The organism is Pseudomonas sp. MPB23 (genome assembly GCF_046605395.1).
In the GTDB taxonomy this organism is placed as follows: domain Bacteria; phylum Pseudomonadota; class Gammaproteobacteria; order Pseudomonadales; family Pseudomonadaceae; genus Aquipseudomonas.
Genome location: NZ_CP176771.1, coordinates 4824790 through 4844313, shown reverse-complemented (window position 1 = coordinate 4844313; position 19524 = coordinate 4824790). Strand labels below are relative to the sequence as shown.

Genomic DNA, 19524 nt, shown 5'->3' with positions numbered 1-19524 from the left:
TTATTCGTTGCGCATCAACGGGTAAAGCTCTTTGAGTAATTTGCGACGGCTGATGACCAACTGCCAACGATGACCGCCCAATTGGCGCCACAACCGCGCCGATCGAATACCGGCCAGGAGCAGGGCACGGATTTTCGAGGCGTTGTTCGGTTGCTGCAGATTGCGCATGTCGCCATGCACCTGGATGCGCTGGCGCAAGGTGCTCAAGGTGTCCTGGTACAGCGCGCCGCAGGCGGCGATGACGTTTTCATGGGCTGGGCCGAAGTGTTCAACCTGGGACTGGATCTGCGGCAGGCGCTTGCCGATCGTTTCCAGCAGGTCGTTTCGCTTGGCCAGTTGACGCTCGAGACCGAGCATCGACAGGGCGTAGCGCAACGGTTCGCGCTGCAAGGTGCTCGGGTCGCGTTCCAGTGCGCCTACCAGTGCGCGGTAGCCTTCACGCAGCGCCAAATCGTCACCGCCATAGACTTCCAGAGTGTCCTTGGGGTCGCGGATCAGCAGGCTGCCGAGCATGCAGGTCAGGCCGGCTTCGGTGACCTGGCCGGTCTTGGCGATCTTATCCACCAGTACCGCAGCGAGGAATACGCCGCCCAGTGCTGTCAATTGCTCCTGGGTCGGGGTCATGCCGGGTTGCTCCAGGGTTCGGCGACTTCTATCACGCCGCCGCCCAGGCACACCTCGCCATCGTAGAACACCACGGACTGGCCAGGCGTGACCGCGCGTTGCGGGTCATCGAAGGTGGCGCGGTAACCGCTGGCGGTTTTTTCCAGGGTGCAGGGCTGGTCGCTCTGGCGATAGCGCACCTTGGCGGTCAGGCGGCGCGGCGCGCTCAGGTCCACCGGGTTGACCCAGTAGATGTCCGAAGCGAGCAGCGCGCGGGAGAACAGCCAAGGGTGGTCATTGCCCTGGCCGACGATCAGTTCGTTGTGTTCCAGGTCCTTGACCAGTACGTACCATGGCTCGTCACCGGCGTCTTTCAAGCCGCCGATGCCCAGTCCCTGGCGCTGGCCGATGGTGTGGTACATCAGACCATGGTGGCGGCCGATCACTTCACCGTCTGTGGTCTTGATCTCGCCCGGTTGTGCTGGCAGGTACTGCTTGAGGAAGTCGCTGAAGCGACGCTCGCCGATAAAGCAGATCCCGGTGGAGTCCTTTTTCTTTGCCGTGGCCAGGTCGTGCTTTTCGGCAATCCTGCGCACTTCGGGTTTTTCCAGTTCGCCCACCGGGAACAGGGTCTTGGCGATCTGTTCGCCGCCGACGGCGTGCAGGAAGTAGCTCTGGTCCTTGTTTGCATCCAGGCCCTTGAGCAGTTCGGTGCGTGCGTCGATGTCGCGGCGGCGCACGTAGTGGCCGGTGGCAATCAGGTCAGCGCCGAGCATCATGGCGTAGTCGAGGAACGCCTTGAACTTGATCTCGCGGTTGCACAGGATGTCCGGGTTCGGTGTGCGACCGGCCTTGTATTCGGCCAGGAAGTGCTCGAACACGTTGTCCCAGTACTCGGCGGCGAAATTGGCGGTATGCAGCTTGATGCCGATCTTGTCGCAGACAGCCTGGGCGTCCGCCAGATCGTCCATGGCGGTGCAATATTCCGTTCCATCGTCTTCTTCCCAGTTCTTCATGAACAGGCCTTCCACCTCATAACCCTGCTCCATGAGCAGAACGGCGGAAACGGAAGAATCCACGCCGCCGGACATACCGACGATGACGCGCTTCTTTTGTGTGTCAGAAGGGGCTGGATCACGCATAGGGTTTCAACGGGTGTCTTGAAAAAGGACGCGATTCTATCAGGCCGCAGCCTCTAAGGCTAAAGAGAAGGTCGGATCAGTTCGAGACTGTGGCGCTGGCCGCTCAAATAATCATCGATGCAGTGGATGATCAACTCGCTGCGCCAGGCATCGCGCAGGGCCATCAGCTCGTCACGGGTCAGCCAGCGGGCACGCACGATGCCTTCATCCAGTTGATAGTCCGGGTGGTGTTTCAGGGCCTTGGCGGTGAAGCACACGCGCTGGTAGGTCACACCGTTGCTGGGGGCGGTGTAGAGGTAGATCCCGACGATGCCGGTGGCTTCGACGTCCCAGCCGGTTTCTTCGAGGGTTTCGCGCACGGCGGCTTCGGTCAGGGTTTCGTGCGGATCAAGGTGGCCGGCGGGCTGGTTGAGCACGGCGCGGCCGCCCTTGAGTTCTTCGACCATCAGGAAGCGGCCGTTGTCTTCGACGATGGTGGCGACGGTGATGTGGGGTTGCCAGGTCATGGAGCGCCTCGATTAAAAGGGGGGATAAGCAGAAACCCCGGCGCAGGGCCGGGGTTTCTTTGTATCGCTACAACCTTACACCAGTGCAGCAATCGCCGCATTGAGCGTGTTGCTTGGGCGCATGACCTTGCTGGTCAGTTCCGGGTTCGGCGCGTAGTAACCGCCGATGTCCACTGGCTTGCCCTGTACGGCGTTGAGCTCGGCAACGATGGTTGCCTCGTTCGCGGCCAGGGTCTTGGCCAGTGTGGTGAACTGCGCTTGCAGTGCAGTGTCTTCAGTCTGCGCGGCCAGGGCTTGAGCCCAGTACAGCGCCAGGTAGAAGTGGCTGCCGCGGTTGTCGATGTTGCCGACTTTGCGCGATGGCGACTTGTTGTTGTCGAGGAACTGGCCGGTGGCCTGGTCCAGGGTCTTGGACAGCACGAGGGCTTTCGGATTGTTGTACGTCACACCCAAATGCTCAAGGGACGCGGCCAGGGCCAGGAACTCGCCCAGGGAATCCCAGCGCAGGAAGTTCTCTTCCAGCAGTTGTTGCACGTGCTTGGGTGCCGAACCGCCGGCGCCGGTTTCGAACAGGCCGCCGCCGTTCATCAACGGCACGATCGACAGCATCTTGGCGCTGGTGCCCAGCTCCATGATCGGGAACAGGTCGGTCAGGTAATCGCGCAGTACGTTGCCGGTTACCGAGATGGTGTCCAGGCCCTTGCGAGTGCGCTCCAGGGTGAACTTCATCGCGTCGACTGGCGACATGATGCGGATGTCCAGGCCTTCGGTGTTGTAGTCTTTCAGGTAGGTCTGGACTTTCTCGATCACTGCACCGTCGTGGGCGCGCTGTGGGTCCAGCCAGAAGATGGCCGGGGTGTTGCTGGCGCGGGCGCGGTTGACGGCGAGTTTGACCCAGTCCTGGATCGGCGCGTCTTTGGCCTGGCACATACGGAAGATGTCGCCGGCTTCGACGGGCTGCTCCATCAGCAGCTTGCCCTTGCTGTCGGTAACGCGGACGACGCCGTCAGCCTTGACCTGGAAGGTCTTGTCGTGAGAGCCGTACTCTTCGGCTTTCTGTGCCATCAGGCCAACGTTCGGCACGCTGCCCATGGTGGTCGGATCGAACGCGCCATGGGCCTTGCAGTCTTCGATGACGGCTTGGTAGATGGTGGCGTAGCAGCGATCCGGGATCACGGCCTTGGTGTCGTGCAGTTTGCCGTCAGTGCCCCACATTTTGCCGGAGTCACGGATCATGGCCGGCATCGAGGCGTCGACAATAACGTCGCTCGGCACGTGCAGGTTGGTGATGCCTTTCTCGGAGTTGACCATCGCCAGGGAAGGGCGCGCGGCGTAGACCGCCTGGATGTCAGCTTCGATCTGGGCTTGCTGCTCGGCCGGCAGGGCCTTGATGCGAGCGTACAGGTCGCCGATGCCGTTGTTCAGGTTGAAGCCGATCTGCTCCAGTACGGTGGCGTGCTTGGCCAGGGCGTCTTTATAGAACTCGGCAACGATCTGGCCGAACATGATCGGGTCGGAGACCTTCATCATGGTGGCTTTCAGGTGAACCGACAGCAGCACGCCTTGTTTCTTCGCGTCTTCGATTTCGGCGGCGATGAAGCTGCGCAGGGCGTTCTTGCTCAATACGGAACTGTCGATGATTTCGCCAGCTTGTACGGAAGTCTTTTCCTTCAGTACAGTCGCGGTGCCATCTTTAGCGATCAGTTCGATTTTGACCGCGTCGGCTGCCTCGATCTGTACGGCTTTTTCGCTGCCGTAGAAGTCGCCGTGGCTCATGTAAGCGACGTGGGACTTGGAGTCGGCAGCCCAGGCGCCCATCTTGTGCGGGTGCTTGCGCGCGTAATTCTTGACCGACAGCGGTGCGCGGCGGTCGGAGTTGCCTTCGCGCAGTACCGGGTTCACGGCGCTGCCCTTGATCTTGTCGTAACGTGCGCGGGTTTCTTTTTCCGCGTCGGTGGTTACGGTTTCCGGGTAGTCCGGCAGGGCGTAGCCCTTGGCTTGCAGTTCCTTGATCGCCGCCTGCAACTGAGGGGTCGAGGCACTGATGTTAGGCAGTTTGATGATGTTGGCTTCAGGCGTAACGGCCAGGGCGCCGAGTTCGGCGAGGTGGTCCGGGACGGCTTTATTGCCCAGTTGCTCGGGGAAGCTTGCGAGGATGCGCCCGGCGAGGGAAATGTCGCGGGTTTCCACGGCAATATCAGCGGAAGCGGTGAAGGCCTCTACGATAGGCAGCAGTGAATAGGTGGCGAGGGCTGGTGCTTCGTCGGTGAAGGTGTAGATGATCTTCGAGCGGGTGGGCATATTCGGATTAACTCTCTTCTTTGCTGAAAGCGTGCGCAGAAACTCGAGATGCGCCGGGTAGAGCGCGTTCGTTCAAAGTCATCCATGAGCGAAAGGTCGAGGTTTCTTCGCGGTGATGTTGGGTTGCATCAGTCGAGCGTCAAGCGGGTGGGCTATTGTAATAGCCCTGCTTTCTGGCGGAGGGCTCGGTTCTAGAGCGGTCCGCCGTTGTGACTCTTTGGTCAGCGGCGGCATTATACATAGGTCGCTATGCTTACGCCGAGCCTTCATACAAAAGGTGGGTCGTCCATTGGTCTAAAGGTCGCAGGTACCGGGTTACGCCTAAAGTCGCACGATGTGCTCAAGATTGGCATTTTTCCCTTTGCTTTCAGGCTTGTAGGCGACAAATTATGCTGTTTTCGATGCAATTGAGCGTGGCGTGAGGTTTCGGTCGCCATTTATCTGGAGTAGGCTCGAACGCAGCCAGATGTTTAATCCATAGATGGAGTTCAGCATGGGATACAAGAAGATTCAGGTTCCGGCAGTCGGCGACAAAATCACCGTCAATGCAGACCATTCTCTCAATGTTCCTGACCAACCGATCATTCCTTATATTGAAGGTGACGGTATTGGCGTCGACATCAGCCCGGTAATGATCAAGGTAGTCGACGCCGCTGTTGAAAAAGCGTACGGCGGCAAGCGCAAGATTTCGTGGATGGAAGTTTTCGCCGGTGAAAAGGCCACCCAAGTCTACGACCAGGACACCTGGCTGCCCCAGGAAACCCTGGACGCGGTCAGGGATTATGTGGTGTCCATCAAGGGTCCGCTGACGACGCCGGTCGGCGGCGGCATCCGTTCGTTGAACGTCGCTCTGCGCCAGCAACTCGACCTTTATGTGTGCCTGCGCCCTGTGCGCTGGTTCGAAGGCGTGCCAAGCCCCGTCAAGAAGCCGGGTGATGTGGACATGACCATCTTCCGCGAAAACTCCGAGGATATTTACGCCGGGATCGAGTGGAAAGCCGGCTCGCCGGAAGCGATCAAGGTGATCAAGTTTCTCAAGGAGGAAATGGGTGTTACCAAAATCCGTTTCGACCAGGACTGTGGTATTGGCATAAAGCCGGTTTCCAAGGAGGGCACCAAGCGCCTTGCGCGCAAGGCCCTGCAATATGTAGTGGATAACGACCGCGAGTCGCTGACCATTGTGCACAAAGGCAACATCATGAAGTTCACCGAAGGGGCCTTCAAGGAGTGGGCCTATGAAGTGGCGGCCGAAGAGTTCGGCGCGACGCTGCTTGACGGTGGGCCGTGGATGCAGTTCAAGAACCCGAAAACCGGCAAGAACGTGGTAGTCAAGGACGCTATTGCCGACGCCATGCTCCAGCAGATCCTGCTGCGTCCGGCTGAGTACGACGTGATTGCTACCCTCAACCTCAATGGCGACTATCTGTCTGACGCCCTGGCAGCGGAAGTGGGCGGTATCGGTATTGCGCCTGGAGCTAACCTGTCCGACACCGTGGCCATGTTCGAAGCCACCCACGGTACTGCGCCCAAGTATGCGGGCAAGGATCAGGTCAACCCAGGGTCGCTGATTTTGTCGGCGGAAATGATGCTGCGCCATATGGGCTGGACCGAAGCGGCCGACCTGATCATCAAGGGCACCAATGGCGCTATTTCGGCCAAGACGGTGACCTATGACTTTGAGCGCCTGATGGATGGCGCGAAGCTGGTGTCGTCGTCAGGGTTTGGGGATGCGTTGATTTCGCATATGTAAGTCGAAGGCTATAAAAGCCGGCCATTCTGATGAATCAGGATGGCCGGCTTTTTTTCGGGCTATTTACTCAAACGCTGATCAGGCCGTTTGTTTGGTTTTCGATCGAACGGATTGATCTGTTTGAGGCTTCGCTTCATGCGTTTCCGTGTGGGCTTTTCCGGGCACTCCCACGCAGGCGGCACAAATACCGACGGCGTGCAGCCCCTTGGGTCCTTGAATGATTTCAAATTCCACGCGTTGGCCCGCTTTCAGCGTCTTGTATCCGTCCATGTTGATCGCTGAGTAATGCGCAAAAAGGTCTTCGGACTTGCCATCTTCAACAATGAAGCCATATCCCTTGGCATTGTTGAACCACTTGACCTTGCCACTGATCTTGACGCCAGACATACCCATATCCCTCTGCACCAGACTCCATCACTGGGGTATCATCCAGTTTATCCGTCCTAACCCGAATAAATAAGGTTGACTGCGCGGACCTTTTTTACCCACTGTGGGTTCTATTGGTTGTAACACCGATTTGCCGATAGTCAAGGCGACCGGGTGGTCAGAGTTGAAAATCTGGCAGGTCGCCCCCACCACTGTATTTGAACCACTGACGAACCTTTCTTTCCATGCATGCAATCAGCCAGATTCGACTAACATTCAATCAGGATCGACCGGATCACGAACACGATGACGACGGTTCTGCAGGCATTGCTGTTCAGGAGGCCAAGCCTGCTCTACAGGCGCCGCCGATGTACAAGGTGGTTTTGTTCAATGATGACTACACACCGATGGATTTCGTGGTCGAAGTGCTCGAGGTGTTTTTTAACCTGAACCGCGAGTTGGCGACCAAGGTAATGCTGGCCGTTCACACAGAAGGACGGGCAGTATGTGGAGTGTTTACCCGCGACATCGCCGAGACAAAGGCCATGCAGGTCAACCAGTACGCCAGGGAAAGCCAGCATCCGCTACTCTGTGAAATCGAGAAGGACGGTTAACGCCGACCACTTGGGTATGAGGTGAAGCTATGTTAAACCGCGAGCTCGAAGTCACCCTCAATCTTGCCTTCAAGGAGGCTCGTTCGAAGCGTCATGAATTCATGACTGTCGAGCACCTGCTGCTGGCACTTTTGGATAACGAAGCTGCCGCCACCGTGTTGCGTGCGTGCGGCGCCAACCTCGACAAGCTCAAGCATGACCTGCAGGAGTTTATCGACTCCACCACGCCACTGATCCCCGTGCACGACGAGGACCGTGAGACCCAGCCAACCCTGGGTTTCCAGCGGGTATTGCAGCGCGCCGTTTTCCATGTACAGAGCTCCGGTAAGCGTGAAGTCACGGGGGCCAATGTGCTCGTGGCGATCTTCAGCGAACAGGAAAGCCAGGCGGTGTTTCTGCTCAAACAGCAGAGCGTTGCCCGTATTGATGTCGTCAACTACATCGCCCACGGTATTTCCAAAGTGCCTGGGCACGGCGATCATTCCGAGGGTGAGCAGGACATGCAGGACGACGAGGGCGGTGAGTCTTCTTCTTCGGGCAATCCACTGGATGCCTATGCGAGCAACCTCAATGAGCTGGCGCGCCAGGGGCGGATCGATCCGCTGGTGGGTCGCGAGCTTGAGGTCGAGCGCGTGGCGCAGATCCTGGCGCGTCGTCGCAAGAACAACCCGTTGCTGGTGGGTGAGGCTGGCGTGGGTAAAACCGCGATTGCCGAAGGCCTGGCCAAGCGCATCGTCGATAACCAGGTGCCTGACCTGCTGGCCAACAGCGTCGTCTACTCCCTTGACCTGGGCGCCTTGCTCGCCGGGACCAAGTACCGTGGCGATTTCGAGAAGCGCTTCAAGGCGTTGCTCGGCGAGCTGAAAAAACGCCCGCAGGCGATTCTGTTCATCGATGAAATCCACACGATCATTGGTGCCGGTGCGGCGTCCGGTGGGGTGATGGATGCCTCTAACCTGCTCAAACCGTTGCTGTCGTCGGGCGATATCCGTTGCATCGGATCGACGACGTTCCAGGAGTTCCGCGGTATCTTCGAGAAAGACCGTGCCCTGGCGCGCCGCTTCCAGAAAGTCGACGTGTCCGAGCCTTCGGTTGAAGACACCATCGGTATCCTGCGTGGGCTCAAGGGGCGTTTTGAAGCGCACCATGGCATCGAGTACACCGATGAGGCCCTGCGTGCTGCTGCCGAGCTAGCGTCGCGCTACATCAACGATCGGCACATGCCGGACAAGGCCATCGACGTGATCGACGAGGCCGGTGCCTATCAGCGCCTGCAGCCGATCGAGAAGCGTGTGAAGCGCATCGATGTGCCTCAGGTCGAGGATATCGTGGCGAAGATCGCGCGGATTCCGCCAAAACACGTCACCAGTTCCGACAAGGAGCTGCTGCGTAATCTGGAGCGTGACCTCAAGCTCACCGTGTTTGGCCAGGATGCGGCCATCGATTCGTTGTCCACGGCGATCAAGTTGTCGCGTGCGGGCCTTAAGTCGCCGGACAAGCCGGTTGGTTCGTTCCTGTTCGCCGGCCCAACCGGTGTCGGCAAGACCGAGGCAGCGCGGCAGTTGGCCAAGGCGATGGGGATCGAGCTGGTTCGTTTCGACATGTCCGAATACATGGAGCGCCATACCGTGTCGCGCCTGATCGGTGCGCCTCCGGGCTATGTCGGTTTCGACCAGGGCGGCCTGTTGACCGAGGCGATCACCAAGCAACCGCATTGCGTGCTGCTGCTCGATGAAATCGAGAAGGCGCATCCGGAAGTCTTTAACCTGCTCTTGCAGGTGATGGATCACGGGACCCTGACCGACAACAATGGGCGCAAGGCGGACTTCCGCAACGTGATCGTGATCATGACGACCAACGCCGGTGCCGAAACGGCCGCGCGGGCTTCGATTGGCTTCAGCCATCAGGATCACTCTTCCGATGCCATGGAAGTGATCAAGAAGAGCTTTACGCCGGAGTTCCGCAACCGTCTGGACACCATTATCCAGTTTGGTCGCCTCAGTCATGAGGTCATCAAAAACGTGGTGGACAAGTTCCTTACCGAGCTTCAGGCGCAGTTGGAAGACAAGCGCGTGCAGCTGGAGGTGACGGACGCGGCACGCAATTGGCTGGCCGAAGGTGGTTACGATGCGGCAATGGGCGCTCGTCCGATGGCGCGTCTGATCCAGGACAAGATCAAGCGGCCATTGGCCGAAGAGATCTTGTTCGGTGAGCTTTCCGACCATGGTGGCGTGGTGCATATCGACCTGAAGGACGGCGAGCTGACCTTCGACTTCGAAACCACGGCCGAAATGGCCTGATCGTTCTGCAGCGATGCAAAAGGCGCCGAAAGGCGCCTTTTTGCTGTCTTGAAATGCAGCTGTCAGAACAATGGAGACCCAATCTGGGAGGGGGCACAGGTAAATCCTATGCACACAAAAACGCCCGGCATAACCGGGCGTTTTGTATTGACTTGTTTAACGAGCGCGGTAAGTGATGCGCCCTTTGCTCAAGTCATAGGGCGTCAGCTCGACGCGCACTTTGTCACCGGTAAGAATACGAATGTAGTTCTTGCGCATCTTGCCGGAGATATGCGCGGTTACGACGTGCCCATTTTCCAACTCCACGCGAAACATGGTGTTGGGCAGGGTGTCGACGACAGTGCCTTCCATTTCGAAGCTGTCTTCTTTCGACATGCAGTAAAGCCCTCGGTATCCAGTGAATGGCCCGGTGCAACTGCGCCAGGCAAAAGCGGCGTGCATTGTGCCCGAAAAAGGGGGTTTAAGCCAAGGGGTTCTAGTTAAGCGTGACCCATCTTTGATTAATCAGCAGTTCAATGGGCCGATATTGGGTCTTGTAGTTCATCTTTTTGCAGTTTTTGATCCAGTAACCGAGGTACAACGCCTCCAGTTCCTGGCGCAATGCTTCGCCAATTTGCCAGAGGATGGCAAAACGCCCCAGGCTACGGCGCTCCTCGGCCGGTTCATAGAAGGTGTAGACCGCAGAAAGGCCGTTGGGCAGCAAATCGGTCACGGCGACTGCCACCAGGCGACCGTCGAGGCGAAACTCATAGAACCGCGAGAAGGGCAGGTCGCGTACCAGAAAGGTGGAAAACTGGTCGCGGCTGGGTGGGAACATATCGCCGTCGGCGTGACGTTGTTCGATGTAGCGCTGGTAAAGATCGAAATACTCTTCGGTAAATCTTGGCTTGCTCGCAGTCACCGTAAGGTCGGCGTTGCGTTTGAGGATGCGTTTCTGGTTGCGGGCCGGCACAAATTGCGCAACGGGGATGCGTGCCGGAACACAGGCATTGCAGTTCTGGCAATGGGGTCGGTACAAATGATCGCCGCTGCGCCGAAAGCCCATTTCCGAGAGATCGGCATACACATGCACGTCCATAGGCTGGCTGGGGTCGAGGAACAGTGTAGTGGCCTGCTCGTCGGGCAGATAGCTGCAAGAGTGGGGTTGAGTGGCATAAAACTTCAAGCGCGCCAACTCGGTCATGATCAACCCTCGGATAAGCTTTGAAATAAGTGTAAGCCAGGTGCGCGCAAGTCGCCTAGGAAACCCATGGTCCAGTATTGGGTTGATCGAGAAAGTCGCGCAGGAAACCCGCGAATTCGCTGCGTGGAATAGCACGCGCGCCCAGGCTGTGCAGGTGATCATTGGGCATCTGGCAGTCGATCAGCACAAAACCCCAGGCCTGCAATTGGTGAGTCAATGTCACAAAGCCGAATTTAGAGGCGTTGTCCGCGCGGCTGAACATGGATTCGCCAAAAAACAGCTTGCCCATTGCCAGGCCATACAGGCCGCCCACCAGCTCGCCGTTGTCCCATACTTCCACTGAGTGGGCGTAGCCGCGCTTGTGCAGCTCCAGGTAGGCGCTCTGTATGCCTTCGGTGATCCAGGTGCCATCGGCATAGGCGCGTGGCGCAGCGCAGGCCTGGATGACCGCTGCAAAGTCCTGGTCGAAGGTGACGGCATAGCGCTGCTGGCGCAACAATTTTGCCAGGCTGCGGGAGACATGCAGCTCGTCCGGGAAGATCACGGTGCGCGGGTCGGGTGACCACCAGAGAATCGGCTGGCCTTCCGAAAACCATGGAAAGCAGCCATGGCGGTAGGCCTGGATCAAGCGATCGGCCGACAGGTCGCCACCGGCGGCGAGCAGGCCATTGGGTTCGCGCATGGCTTTGGCCAGCGGAGGGAAGGTCAGGGTGTCGCGTTGTAACCAGGTCAGCATGGCATCCAGGCTTATGGAAGGGGAGTGGAGTGGCAGGTAGGTCGTCTGCCCCAAGGGGATGATTATTGTCGAGCCAGCGCTGTGGGGCCAGCCCGAATCTGTCAGGGGGGAACATTAGGGTTAGCGGGTGTTTCTGCAACTCTATGCATAAGGCGTGGTCGTAATCGGGTCTGGTCGATGCAGGCCATTTGCCAAGCTTGCCTGGATTGGTAAAAACCGCTCATAAGCCTTTGTCAGCAAAGACAATGCATGCTCAAATTGAATATGTTGCGACATGCTAATGGCTATGCTGTTGGAAGACCGCCGAGCGGCGTGGCATCGAGGACGCAAACCCGTACAATGCGGCCATTGTCGCGTTATCGCCATTTCATCCAGCAATCGCTCAGTGTAAAAAGTAGATTCAACGACGCTCGTTCATTTTTCAACTGCCCGGATTCGGCAGTATTTGCAGTCATTCAATAGATGGACGCGCTAAAGGCGCAGGAAAAGACCCGTTTTGAAGAAAACCACCGCGACACCCAAGACAGTCGTGCCGGCCTGGCGTCAGCACCTGCATTATCGACTCAAGGAAGGTGCGCTGATCGCGATCGGTGCGCTGTGCCTGTTCCTGATGATGGCCTTGCTTACCTACGGCAAGGACGATCCGGGCTGGAGCCATAACAGCAAGATCGAAGACGTGCAGAACTTCGGTGGGCCTGCCGGTTCTTACAGCGCCGATATCCTGTTCATGGTGTTGGGTTACTTCGCCTATATCTTCCCGTTGCTGTTGGCGATCAAGACCTGGCAGATCTTTCGCCAGCGTCATGAACCGTGGCTGTGGAGCGGTTGGCTGTTCTCGTGGCGCCTGATCGGTCTGGTGTTCCTGGTGCTGTCCGGCGCGGCGCTGGCGCATATCCATTTCCATGCGCCTACCGGCCTGCCGGCGGGCGCGGGCGGGGCGCTCGGCGAAAGCCTCGGCGACCTGGCACGCAAGACCCTGAATATCCAGGGCAGCACCCTGATGTTTATCGCGCTGTTCCTGTTCGGCCTGACGGTGTTTACCGACCTGTCGTGGTTCAAGGTGATGGACGTGACCGGCAAGATCACCCTCGACCTGCTGGAGCTGTTCCAGGGCGCCGCCAACCGCTGGTGGGCGGCGCGGGTCGAGCGTAAGCGCATGGTGGCCCAGTTGCGCGAGGTGGACACCCGTGTCAACGAGGTAGTGGCGCCAAGCACGCCGGACCGTCGAGAGCAGGCCAAGGTCAAGGAACGCCTGATCGAACGGGAGCAGGCCCTGAGCAAACACATGTCGGAGCGCGAGAAGCAGGTGCCGCCAGTGATTGCCCCAGCACCGCCCAAGGCTCCCGAGCCGAGCCATCGCGTGCAGAAAGAGAAACAGGCGCCGTTGTTTGTCGACAGCGCCGTCGAAGGCACGCTGCCGCCGATCTCGATTCTCGACCCGGCCGAGAAGAAACAACTCAACTACTCCCCTGAGTCCCTGGCGGCCGTCGGCCATCTGCTGGAAATCAAACTCAAGGAATTCGGCGTCGAAGTGTCGGTGGACTCGATCCACCCGGGCCCGGTGATTACCCGTTACGAAATCCAGCCAGCGGCCGGGGTCAAGGTCAGCCGCATCTCCAACCTGGCCAAAGATCTTGCCCGCTCCCTGGCCGTGACCAGCGTGCGCGTGGTGGAAGTGATCCCCGGCAAAACCACCGTGGGCATCGAGATTCCCAACGAAGACCGCCAGATCGTGCGCTTCTCCGAAGTGCTGTCGACCCCGGAATACGACAACTTCAAGTCGCCGGTCACCCTGGCCCTGGGCCATGACATCGGCGGCAAGCCGGTGATCACGGACCTGGCGAAAATGCCTCACCTGCTGGTCGCCGGTACCACCGGTTCCGGTAAGTCGGTGGGGGTGAACGCGATGATCCTGTCGATCCTGTTCAAGTCTGGCCCGGAAGACGCCAAGCTGATCATGATCGACCCGAAGATGCTGGAATTGTCGATCTACGAAGGCATTCCGCACCTGCTCTGCCCGGTGGTCACCGACATGAAGGACGCCGCCAACGCCTTGCGTTGGAGCGTCGCCGAGATGGAGCGACGCTACAAGCTGATGGCGAAGATGGGCGTGCGCAACCTGTCCGGCTTCAATGCCAAGGTCAAGGAAGCCCAGGACGCCGGCACGCCGCTGACCGATCCGCTGTACAAGCGCGAAAACATCCACGACGAAGCGCCATTGCTGACCAAGTTGCCAACCATTGTGGTAGTGGTCGACGAATTTGCCGACATGATGATGATCGTCGGCAAGAAGGTTGAGGAGCTGATCGCGCGTATCGCCCAGAAGGCCCGTGCCGCCGGTATCCACTTGATTCTCGCGACCCAGCGGCCGTCGGTGGATGTGATCACCGGTCTGATCAAGGCCAACATCCCGACGCGCATGGCGTTCCAGGTGTCGAGCAAGATCGACTCGCGGACCATCATCGACCAGGGTGGCGCCGAACAACTGCTGGGCCACGGTGACATGCTCTACATGCCGCCAGGCACCAGCCTGCCGATTCGCGTGCATGGCGCGTTCGTTTCCGACGATGAAGTGCATCGCGTGGTGGAAGCCTGGAAACTGCGCGGCGCGCCGGAATACAACGACGACATCCTCGCGGGTGTTGAAGAAGCCGGCAGCGGCTTCGATGGCGGCAGCAGCGGTGGCGATGATGATGCCGAAACCGACGCGCTGTACGACGAGGCCGTGGCCTTCGTGCTGGAAAGCCGTCGCGCCTCGATTTCCGCGGTGCAGCGCAAACTGAAAATCGGCTACAACCGCGCCGCCCGCATGATCGAGGCCATGGAAAATGCCGGCGTCGTCACCGCAATGAACACCAACGGTTCGCGCGAAGTCATCGCCCCCGGGCAGATGCGCGACTGATCCCGCGCCGCGTGGCAGCACGCGGCGCGTCCTAACAACTCAATGAGGACTCCCATGCGTCTTATCCGCATGCTGTTGTTGCCGGCACTGGCCCTGACTGCTGTTTCGGCTCACGCTGATCCAGCCTCCGTCACCAGCCTGACCAACCTGCTGGACAAATCCAAGACCCTGACCGCACGTTTCTCCCAGTTGACCCTGGACGCCGGCGGTACCCGGTTGCAGGAAACCGCCGGTGAAATGGCCGTGCAGCGTCCAGGGCTGTTCTACTGGCACACGGAAGGCAAGGCCGAGCAGACCATCGTTTCCGACGGTCAGAAGGTCACGCTGTGGGACCCTGACCTGCAACAGGCAACCATCAAAAAGCTCGATCCGCGCTTGAACCAAACTCCCGCGCTATTGCTGTCAGGCGATGTGTCGAAGATCAGCGACAGCTTCGAGATCACCTCCAAGCAAACCAGCAACGTGATTGAGTTCACCCTTAAACCGAAAGCCAAGGACACGTTGTTCGACACCCTGAACCTGTCGTTCGGCAACGGCGTGATCAATAACATGCGCCTGATCGACAGCGTCGGCCAGCGCACCGATATCCTGTTTACCGGGGTCAAGGCCAACCAGCCTGTGCCGGCATCCACGTTCAAGTTCGACATCCCCAAGGGTGCCGACGTGATCCAGGAATAATCTGCCTAGAGGTTTCAAGCGCTGCCCATGGACCTGTTTCGAAGTGACCCGATCGCTCAACCCCTGGCCGCACGCTTGCGTTCGACCAACCTGGATGAGTACGTCGGCCAGGAACACCTGCTCGCTCGCGGCAAGCCTTTGCGCGAAGCCCTGGAGCAGGGTGCGCTGCATTCGATGATTTTCTGGGGGCCGCCGGGAGTGGGTAAGACCACCCTGGCGCGGCTCCTGGCGAAAGTCTCGGATGCGCACTTCGAAACGGTTTCGGCGGTGTTGGCCGGGGTCAAGGAGATCCGCCAGGCGGTGGAAGTGGCCAAGCAGCAGGCCGGGCAGTACGGCAAGCGCACCATCCTGTTCGTCGACGAAGTGCATCGCTTCAACAAGTCGCAGCAGGATGCGTTCCTGCCTTATGTCGAAGATGGCACGCTGATTTTTATCGGTGCGACCACCGAGAACCCGTCCTTCGAATTGAACAACGCCTTGCTCTCGCGGGCGCGGGTGTATGTGCTCAAGAGCCTGGACGAAGCGGCGATGCAAAAGCTGCTGCACCGGGCGCTTAGCGAAGACAAGGGGCTGGGCAAGCGCCAACTGAGCCTGAGCGATGAAGGCTTCAAGATCCTGCTCAGCGCCGCCGATGGCGACGGCCGCCGCTTTCTCAACCTGTTGGAAAACGCTTCCGACCTGGCCGAAGATGGCAGCGAGATCGGTGTCGACCTGCTGCAAAGCCTGCTTGGCGACACGCGTCGGCGTTTCGACAAGGGCGGCGAAGCCTTCTACGATCAGATCTCGGCGCTGCACAAGTCCGTGCGCGGTTCCAACCCTGACGGCGCGTTGTACTGGTTTGCGCGGATGATCGACGGTGGTTGTGACCCGTTGTACCTCGCGCGTCGCGTGGTGCGCATGGCCAGCGAAGATATCGGCAACGCCGATCCCCGGGCGTTGAGCCTGTGCCTGGCCGCGTGGGAAGTGCAGGAGCGCCTGGGCAGCCCGGAAGGCGAACTGGCGGTGGCCCAGGCCATCACTTACCTGGCCTGCGCGCCGAAAAGCAACGCGGTGTACATGGGCTTCAAGTCCGCGTTGCGGGCCGCCGCCGAGCACGGCTCCCTCGAAGTGCCGCTGCACCTGCGCAATGCGCCGACCAAACTGATGAAGCAACTGGGCTACGGTGATGAATACCGTTATGCCCACGATGAGCCGGACGCTTATGCCGCCGGCGAAGACTACTTTCCCGATGAGCTTGAACCGCAGCGGTTCTACCAGCCGGTGCCTCGTGGCCTGGAACTGAAGATCGGGGAAAAGCTCAATCACCTCGCCCAACTCGACCGGTTAAGCCCCAAACAGCGGAGAAAGTAATGCTCAAGACGATTCTTGCCGTGTCCGCAGCCGGCATCGCTGGTACATTATTGCGTTTCGCCAGTGGCACCTGGGTCAGCACCCACTGGCCAAGGCATTTTTATGCGGCGACCCTCGCGGTCAATCTGGTGGGCTGCCTGATCATCGGGTTGCTGTACGGCTGGTTCCTGCTGCGCCCGGAAGTGCCGATTGAAATTCGTGCCGGCTTGATTGTCGGCTTTGTAGGCGGTCTGACGACCTTTTCATCCTTTTCACTGGATACGCTGCGCCTGCTGGAAAGCGGGCAGGCCCTGGTCGCCTTCGGGTACTTGGGCATCAGCGTGTTCGGCGGGCTGCTCGCCACCTGGGCCGGCCTGTCCTTGACCAAACTTTGATAAACGAGAGACCGACATGCTCGATTCCAAACTGTTACGTAGCAACCTTCAGGACGTAGCGGACCGCCTGGCATCCCGTGGCTTCACCTTGGATGTCGCGCGCATCGAAGCGCTGGAAGAACAGCGCAAGACCGTCCAGACCCGCACCGAAGCACTGCAGGCTGAGCGCAATGCACGTTCCAAATCCATCGGTCAGGCCAAGCAGCGTGGCGAAGACATCGCGCCGTTGATGGCGGATGTCGAGCGCATGGGCACCGAGTTGTCCGACGGCAAGGTCGAGCTGGACAAGATTCAGTCCGAGCTGGATTCGATTCTGCTGGGCATCCCCAATCTGCCGCACGAGTCGGTGCCGGTGGGGGCGGACGAAGACGGCAACGTCGAGGTGCGTCGCTGGGGCACGCCAAAAACTTTTGATTTCGAGATCAAGGATCACGTCGCCCTGGGCGAATTGAGCGGTGGCCTGGATTTCGAAACCGCCGCCAAGTTGTCCGGTGCGCGTTTTGCCTTGTTGCGTGGCCCGATCGCACGCCTGCATCGCGCCCTGGCGCAGTTCATGATCAACCTGCACACCGGCGAGCATGGCTACGAAGAGGCCTACACCCCGTATCTGGTACAGGCTCCCGCACTGGTGGGCACCGGCCAGTTGCCCAAGTTCGAGGAAGACCTGTTCAAGATCAGCCGCGACGGTGAAGCGGACCTGTACCTGATTCCTACCGCCGAAGTGTCGCTGACCAACATCGTGTCCGGCGCGATCCTCGACGCCAAGCAACTGCCGATCAAGTTCGTCGCTCACACGCCGTGCTTTCGCAGTGAAGCCGGGGCGTCGGGTCGCGACACTCGCGGCATGATCCGCCAGCACCAGTTCGACAAGGTTGAGATGGTGCAAGTGGTCGAGCCGTCGACCTCCATGGAAGCCCTGGAAGGCCTGACCGCCAACGCCGAGCGCGTGCTGCAACTGCTGGAGCTGCCGTACCGCGTACTGGCCTTGTGCACCGGCGACATGGGCTTCAGTGCCGTGAAGACCTACGACCTTGAGGTGTGGGTGCCGAGCCAGGACAAATACCGTGAGATCTCGTCGTGCTCCAACTGCGGCGACTTCCAGGCCCGTCGCATGCAAGCGCGTTTCCGTAACCCGGAAACCGGCAAGCCGGAACTGGTGCATACCCTCAACGGTTCGGGCCTGGCCGTAGGCCGTACCCTGGTGGCAGTGTTGGAAAACTACCAGCAGGCCGACGGTTCGATCCGTGTGCCTGAGGTGCTCAAGCCTTACATGGCGGGCATCGAGGTCATCGGCTAAATGGAATTTCTGCCGCTGTTTCATAACCTGCGCGGCAGCCGTGTGTTGGTCGTTGGCGGAGGGGAGATTGCCTTGCGCAAATCCCGGCTGCTGGCCGATGCCGGTGCACTGCTGCGGGTGGTTGCTCCCCAGATCGAAGACCAACTGCGTGAGTTGGTACTGGGCAGTGGCGGAGAGCTGATTATGCGCGGTTATCAGGAGGCTGACCTTGACGGTTGCACCCTGATCATCGCCGCGACCGACGACGAGCCATTGAACGCGCAAGTGTCCAGTGATGCCAAGCGCCGTTGCGTGCCGGTCAATGTGGTGGACGCGCCGGCTTTATGCAGCGTGATCTTCCCGGCGATCGTCGACCGTTCGCCGCTGGTGATTGCGGTGTCCAGCGGCGGCGATGCGCCGGTGCTGGCGCGCTTGATCCGCGCCAAGCTGGAAACCTGGATTCCGTCCACCTACGGGCAACTGGCCGGGCTGGCCGCGCGTTTTCGTGCCCAGGTCAAAAGCTTGTACCCGGATGTGCAGCAGCGCCGCGCGTTCTGGGAAGAAGTGTTCCAGGGCCCGATTGCCGATCGCCAATTGGCCGGGCAGGGCGATGAGGCCGAGCGTCTGCTGGTCGAAAAGGTCAACGGCGCGCCACCCCATGCGCCGGGCGAGGTGTATCTGGTGGGCGCAGGCCCGGGTGATCCGGACCTGCTGACCTTTCGGGCGTTGCGCCTGATGCAGCAAGCTGACGTGGTGTTGTATGACCGCCTGGTGGCGCCGGCGATTCTCGAATTGTGCCGCCGTGATGCCGAGCGGGTTTACGTCGGCAAGCGCCGCGCCGACCACGCCGTGCCGCAAGACCAGATCAACCAGCAGTTGGTCGATTTGGCCAAGCAAGGCAAGCGTGTGCTGCGCCTCAAGGGCGGCGATCCGTTCATCTTTGGGCGTGGCGGCGAAGAAATCGAGGAACTGGCGGCCCATGGCATTCCGTTCCAGGTGGTGCCGGGAATTACCGCCGCCAGTGGCTGTGCGGCGTATGCCGGGATTCCGTTGACCCATCGCGACTATGCGCAGTCGGTACGCTTTATCACCGGACACTTGAAGGACGGGACCTCGGACCTGCCCTGGCATGATCTGGTGGGGCCGTCCCAGACCCTGGTGTTCTACATGGGCTTGATTGGCTTGCCGATCATCTGCGAACAGTTGATCAAGCACGGGCGTGCGGCGAATACTCCGGCGGCGTTGATCCAGCAGGGCACCACGTCCAACCAGCGCGTGTTTACCGGCACCCTGGCGGACCTGCCGCGCATGGTGGCGGAGCATGAAGTGCATGCACCGACGCTGGTGATCGTGGGTGAGGTGGTGGTGTTGCGTGAGAAGTTGAAGTGGTTTGAAGGCGCTCAGGCGCAGGTCTGAGTCTGAAAAGCATCGGGGGCTTGCTCC

At 59.7% G+C, this 19524-nt stretch carries 17 protein-coding genes; 9 read left to right on the top strand and 8 right to left on the bottom strand.

Translation table 11 applies throughout. The features are described from left to right. From hflD to ACLH0J_RS21820, 4 genes are all read right to left on the bottom strand, one after another. Complete coding sequence (gene hflD, locus ACLH0J_RS21835) at positions 1-624, bottom strand: high frequency lysogenization protein HflD (RefSeq protein WP_411388989.1); 624 nt, start codon at positions 622-624, stop codon at positions 1-3. Next, positions 621-1745, bottom strand: a complete 1125-nt coding sequence (gene mnmA, locus ACLH0J_RS21830; protein WP_411388988.1) for a tRNA 2-thiouridine(34) synthase MnmA — start codon at positions 1743-1745, stop codon at positions 621-623. The genes hflD and mnmA overlap by 4 nt, the downstream gene beginning before the upstream one ends. Before the next feature lie 59 nt (positions 1746-1804). Next, a complete protein-coding gene (locus tag ACLH0J_RS21825) occupies positions 1805-2251 on the bottom strand; it encodes an NUDIX hydrolase (protein ID WP_411388987.1) in 447 nt (148 codons plus the stop codon). 75 nt (positions 2252-2326) lie between these two features. After that, positions 2327-4552 carry an NADP-dependent isocitrate dehydrogenase gene (locus tag ACLH0J_RS21820; RefSeq protein WP_411388986.1) on the bottom strand — a complete coding sequence of 742 codons (2226 nt, stop codon included), beginning with the start codon at positions 4550-4552 and terminating at the stop codon, positions 2327-2329. 493 nt (positions 4553-5045) lie between these two features. On the opposite strand from ACLH0J_RS21820, the gene icd reads away from it, so the two are divergent. After that, positions 5046-6302: an NADP-dependent isocitrate dehydrogenase gene (gene icd, locus ACLH0J_RS21815; RefSeq protein WP_010566863.1), complete on the top strand. Its 1257-nt coding sequence runs from the start codon at positions 5046-5048 to the stop codon at positions 6300-6302. 78 nt (positions 6303-6380) lie between these two features. Here icd and cspD read toward each other — a convergent pair whose 3' ends face one another. After that, positions 6381-6689 (bottom strand): cold shock domain-containing protein CspD, encoded by a 309-nt coding sequence (gene cspD, locus ACLH0J_RS21810; protein ID WP_411388985.1) that lies wholly within the window; start codon positions 6687-6689, stop codon positions 6381-6383. Positions 6690-6913: 224 nt separating this feature from the next. Between cspD and clpS the strand changes: the two genes are divergently transcribed. Both clpS and clpA read left to right on the top strand, forming a co-directional pair. Further along, complete coding sequence (clpS, locus tag ACLH0J_RS21805) at positions 6914-7282, top strand: ATP-dependent Clp protease adapter ClpS (protein WP_010567912.1); 369 nt, start codon at positions 6914-6916, stop codon at positions 7280-7282. 29 nt (positions 7283-7311) lie between these two features. Next, positions 7312-9582 (top strand): ATP-dependent Clp protease ATP-binding subunit ClpA, encoded by a 2271-nt coding sequence (gene clpA, locus ACLH0J_RS21800; protein WP_411388984.1) that lies wholly within the window; start codon positions 7312-7314, stop codon positions 9580-9582. A 156-nt stretch (positions 9583-9738) separates the two neighbouring features. Here clpA and infA read toward each other — a convergent pair whose 3' ends face one another. From infA to aat, 3 genes are all read right to left on the bottom strand, one after another. Continuing rightward, positions 9739-9957: a translation initiation factor IF-1 gene (gene infA, locus ACLH0J_RS21795; RefSeq protein ID WP_002553999.1), complete on the bottom strand. Its 219-nt coding sequence runs from the start codon at positions 9955-9957 to the stop codon at positions 9739-9741. 100 nt (positions 9958-10057) lie between these two features. After that, positions 10058-10765: an arginyltransferase gene (locus tag ACLH0J_RS21790; protein ID WP_411388983.1), complete on the bottom strand. Its 708-nt coding sequence runs from the start codon at positions 10763-10765 to the stop codon at positions 10058-10060. Positions 10766-10820: 55 nt separating this feature from the next. Then, a complete protein-coding gene (gene aat, locus ACLH0J_RS21785) occupies positions 10821-11501 on the bottom strand; it encodes a leucyl/phenylalanyl-tRNA--protein transferase (protein ID WP_411388982.1) in 681 nt (226 codons plus the stop codon). A gap of 496 nt (positions 11502-11997) precedes the next feature. Here aat and ftsK point away from each other — a divergent pair, with 496 nt between their 5' ends. The 6 genes from ftsK to cysG are packed head-to-tail and all read left to right on the top strand — an operon-like array spanning position 11998 to position 19497. Beyond that, entirely contained in the window at positions 11998-14403 is a 2406-nt protein-coding gene (gene ftsK, locus ACLH0J_RS21780; RefSeq protein ID WP_411388981.1) for a DNA translocase FtsK, read from the top strand. A gap of 54 nt (positions 14404-14457) precedes the next feature. Then, positions 14458-15081 carry an outer membrane lipoprotein chaperone LolA gene (lolA, locus tag ACLH0J_RS21775; RefSeq protein ID WP_411388980.1) on the top strand — a complete coding sequence of 208 codons (624 nt, stop codon included), beginning with the start codon at positions 14458-14460 and terminating at the stop codon, positions 15079-15081. Positions 15082-15108: 27 nt separating this feature from the next. Next, positions 15109-16431 carry a replication-associated recombination protein A gene (locus ACLH0J_RS21770; RefSeq protein WP_411388979.1) on the top strand — a complete coding sequence of 441 codons (1323 nt, stop codon included), beginning with the start codon at positions 15109-15111 and terminating at the stop codon, positions 16429-16431. Further along, positions 16431-16805, top strand: a complete 375-nt coding sequence (gene crcB, locus ACLH0J_RS21765) for a fluoride efflux transporter CrcB (RefSeq protein WP_411388978.1) — start codon at positions 16431-16433, stop codon at positions 16803-16805. The genes ACLH0J_RS21770 and crcB overlap by 1 nt, the downstream gene beginning before the upstream one ends. A gap of 16 nt (positions 16806-16821) precedes the next feature. Continuing rightward, positions 16822-18102: a serine--tRNA ligase gene (gene serS / locus ACLH0J_RS21760; RefSeq protein WP_411388977.1), complete on the top strand. Its 1281-nt coding sequence runs from the start codon at positions 16822-16824 to the stop codon at positions 18100-18102. Further along, positions 18103-19497 carry a siroheme synthase CysG gene (gene cysG, locus ACLH0J_RS21755; protein WP_411388976.1) on the top strand — a complete coding sequence of 465 codons (1395 nt, stop codon included), beginning with the start codon at positions 18103-18105 and terminating at the stop codon, positions 19495-19497. It begins immediately after the preceding gene. Positions 19498-19524 lie beyond the last annotated feature (27 nt).

What these genes read in the sequence shown, in the direction of transcription:
- hflD (WP_411388989.1), bottom strand. Translation starts at nt 624, where the DNA reads ATGACCCCGACCCAGGAGCAATTGACAGCACTGGGCGGCGTATTCCTC.
- mnmA (WP_411388988.1), bottom strand. Translation starts at nt 1,745, where the DNA reads ATGCGTGATCCAGCCCCTTCTGACACACAAAAGAAGCGCGTCATCGTC.
- ACLH0J_RS21825 (WP_411388987.1), bottom strand. Translation starts at nt 2,251, where the DNA reads ATGACCTGGCAACCCCACATCACCGTCGCCACCATCGTCGAAGACAAC.
- ACLH0J_RS21820 (WP_411388986.1), bottom strand. Translation starts at nt 4,552, where the DNA reads ATGCCCACCCGCTCGAAGATCATCTACACCTTCACCGACGAAGCACCA.
- icd (WP_010566863.1), top strand. Translation starts at nt 5,046, where the DNA reads ATGGGATACAAGAAGATTCAGGTTCCGGCAGTCGGCGACAAAATCACC.
- cspD (WP_411388985.1), bottom strand. Translation starts at nt 6,689, where the DNA reads ATGTCTGGCGTCAAGATCAGTGGCAAGGTCAAGTGGTTCAACAATGCC.
- clpS (WP_010567912.1), top strand. Translation starts at nt 6,914, where the DNA reads ATGCATGCAATCAGCCAGATTCGACTAACATTCAATCAGGATCGACCG.
- clpA (WP_411388984.1), top strand. Translation starts at nt 7,312, where the DNA reads ATGTTAAACCGCGAGCTCGAAGTCACCCTCAATCTTGCCTTCAAGGAG.
- infA (WP_002553999.1), bottom strand. Translation starts at nt 9,957, where the DNA reads ATGTCGAAAGAAGACAGCTTCGAAATGGAAGGCACTGTCGTCGACACC.
- ACLH0J_RS21790 (WP_411388983.1), bottom strand. Translation starts at nt 10,765, where the DNA reads ATGACCGAGTTGGCGCGCTTGAAGTTTTATGCCACTCAACCCCACTCT.
- aat (WP_411388982.1), bottom strand. Translation starts at nt 11,501, where the DNA reads ATGCTGACCTGGTTACAACGCGACACCCTGACCTTCCCTCCGCTGGCC.
- lolA (WP_411388980.1), top strand. Translation starts at nt 14,458, where the DNA reads ATGCGTCTTATCCGCATGCTGTTGTTGCCGGCACTGGCCCTGACTGCT.
- ACLH0J_RS21770 (WP_411388979.1), top strand. Translation starts at nt 15,109, where the DNA reads ATGGACCTGTTTCGAAGTGACCCGATCGCTCAACCCCTGGCCGCACGC.
- crcB (WP_411388978.1), top strand. Translation starts at nt 16,431, where the DNA reads ATGCTCAAGACGATTCTTGCCGTGTCCGCAGCCGGCATCGCTGGTACA.
- serS (WP_411388977.1), top strand. Translation starts at nt 16,822, where the DNA reads ATGCTCGATTCCAAACTGTTACGTAGCAACCTTCAGGACGTAGCGGAC.
- cysG (WP_411388976.1), top strand. Translation starts at nt 18,103, where the DNA reads ATGGAATTTCTGCCGCTGTTTCATAACCTGCGCGGCAGCCGTGTGTTG.